A 2,256-nucleotide genomic window follows, 5' to 3' on the forward strand; every position below is an offset into this window, starting at 1 on the left:
TGTCTATATCGTCGACTGGCAGCGCCTGCTGATCTGCATCGCCTACACGGCGCGGCTTTGGTCGATCGGGTTCGGCAGCGGCATCGTTGTCGGCTTCGTCGGCGGTGTCGCGCTCGGCTGGTCGAAGACCTTCTCCTACTGGGGCATGCCGATCCTCAAATTGATCGGGCCGGTGCCGGCAAGCGCCTGGATACCGGCCACCTTCTTCCTGTTCCCCACCACCTTTCAGGCAAGCATCTTCCTGGTCGCGCTGGCCTCGGGCATCCCGGTCGCGATCCTGACCGCGTCAGGGGTCAACAGCGTAAACCGTGCGTACTACGATGTTGCGCGGACGCTTGGAGCCTACAGCCGCTTTCTGGTGCTGCGCGTCGCGATCCCCGCGGCGCTGCCCAACGTCTTCGTCGGCCTGTTCATGGGGCTCTACTACTCCTTCGCCGTTCTGGTGGTGGCCGAGATGCTCGGCGCCAAATACGGACTCGGCTGGTACCTCCAGTTTCAGACCGCCTATTCGGCCTACGCCAACGTCTATGCCGCGCTCATCATCATGGCGCTGATCTGCTCGGGCCTCGTCAAGCTTCTGTTCGTCGCCCGCGACCGGCTGCTCTCCTGGCAAAGAGGAGTGGTGCAATGGTAGCGGCAGTGGCAGCGGCCGCGCAGAATGACCGCGGTCTGCGGGCAGCCATCGATTTCCACGGCGTTTCCCATCGCTACGAGCTCGAGGGCCAGGCGCTTCCGGTGCTCCATGATGTAAACCTTGCGGTTAACCCAGGCGAGTTCGTCGCGTTGGTGGGCCCCTCCGGTTGCGGGAAATCGACTTTGCTGCGCCTGGCCGCAGGGCTCGATCAGCCCTCGCGCGGCGCGGTGCTGACGGAAGGCGCGCCGGTTCAGAAGCCGGACCCGTCGCGCGTGCTTGTTTTTCAGGATCCGACGCTGTTTCCCTGGCGCACGGTTCGCGACAATGTCGCGCTCGGTCCTCAAGCCCAGGGCACCCTGGCGGCGAGCAGCGCCCGGATTGACGACGCCCTGAAACTGGTCAAGCTCGAGGGCTTCGCCGGCGCATATCCGCATCAACTTTCAGGCGGCATGGCGCAGCGCGCGGCGCTGGCGCGTGCCTTGGTCAACAATCCGCGGGTGCTCCTGCTCGACGAACCGTTGGGTCGCCTGGATTCCCTGACGCGGCTTTCCATGCAGCAGGAGCTGCTTTCGCTGTGGCGACAGGCGGGCTACGCGGTCATCCTTGTCACGCATGACGTTGAGGAGGCTTTGCTGCTGTCGCAACGCGTGGTCGTTCTCTCAGAGCGCCCAGCCAGCATCAAGGCTGTTGTCGAGGTCGACCTGCCATATCCCCGGCATCGCGACGACAGCCGTATCGTGAAATTGCGGCAGCAGGTGCTCGAAACCTTGGGATTTGGCGGATGACAGCGCCGCGTCTCAATGGGCGAGCCCGCATCACATGGTGGCTGGAGATCGCCAGCATATTGCTGATCGCCATCGCCGTTCTCTGGTGGGCGATCGTCTATGCCCAGGTGATGCGGAATACCAATTTCCCGGTTGAGCGAACGCTGCCTTGTCTCCTCTACACTTCGGACCGCTGCTCGCTGGCGATGGCGCTGTGCAGCAATTGGCATTTCCTTGGAATACGACGCTATTCCGAAATGCTGCTATGGGTGGGTGCAATCCTTTCTGCGCTGGCGCTCCTATCCAGTTATCTGCCGCGGGATACCAAACCGACACAGGACCAGGCTTAAGGTCCGTCGGATTTGGGCCTGTGCCTCGAACCCGGCTCGGGCTATTGCTCCCAAGGTTTCATAAGAAATTTCAGCCAGCGGCAGAGATTTGGAATTGTTTTCGTCGCAGGCTGATGAAAAACAAGCGAGAAAGGAACTGTTCAGCGATTTCCTCCCAAGCCGCTGGACTGTGTTCCCTCTGAAGGTTTGACCCTTCTTTTTGCCGGGCCGTATTCGAGCTCGGCTTTTTCTTGTTGAAAATCAGCACTGTATGATTTTGACGGTCTGCGGGTCGGCTTTCAGTGCTGAAACCAAAAAAAACCAGCTAGATCAATTGTCTAGTTGAGTCGAAAATTATCGAGTGGGAGTGAGGGGGAGTAAGAAAAGGTGGGTCTGGGACGGTCAGGGATAGCATCGCGAGGTGGGATCAATCGATCGTCGTTGATAGTCCCCGAAGGGGGCCATAAAGCCCGATGAACCGGATCGGGCTTGGATTTCGCGTCGTTCGTGGCGGGAGCGTGGGCGTCGG

General features: G+C 60.6%; 3 protein-coding genes. All 3 read left to right on the forward strand.

All coding sequences use genetic code 11. The features are described from left to right. Nucleotides 1-634, forward strand: a 634-nt coding sequence (locus tag EOA29_RS33690) for an ABC transporter permease subunit (protein WP_127222220.1), incomplete at its 5' end; no start/stop codon positions are given. Further along, nucleotides 628-1,419 (forward strand): ABC transporter ATP-binding protein, encoded by a 792-nt coding sequence (locus EOA29_RS33695; RefSeq protein WP_127222221.1) that lies wholly within the window; start codon nt 628-630, stop codon nt 1,417-1,419. The genes EOA29_RS33690 and EOA29_RS33695, both read left to right, overlap by 7 nt. Beyond that, nucleotides 1,416-1,748 carry a hypothetical protein gene (locus EOA29_RS33700; RefSeq protein ID WP_127222222.1) on the forward strand — a complete coding sequence of 111 codons (333 nt, stop codon included), beginning with the start codon at nt 1,416-1,418 and terminating at the stop codon, nt 1,746-1,748. The genes EOA29_RS33695 and EOA29_RS33700 overlap by 4 nt, the downstream gene beginning before the upstream one ends. Nucleotides 1,749-2,256 lie beyond the last annotated feature (508 nt).

The organism is Mesorhizobium sp. M1E.F.Ca.ET.063.01.1.1, assembly GCF_003998155.1.
Classification (GTDB): Bacteria; Pseudomonadota; Alphaproteobacteria; order Rhizobiales; family Rhizobiaceae; genus Mesorhizobium.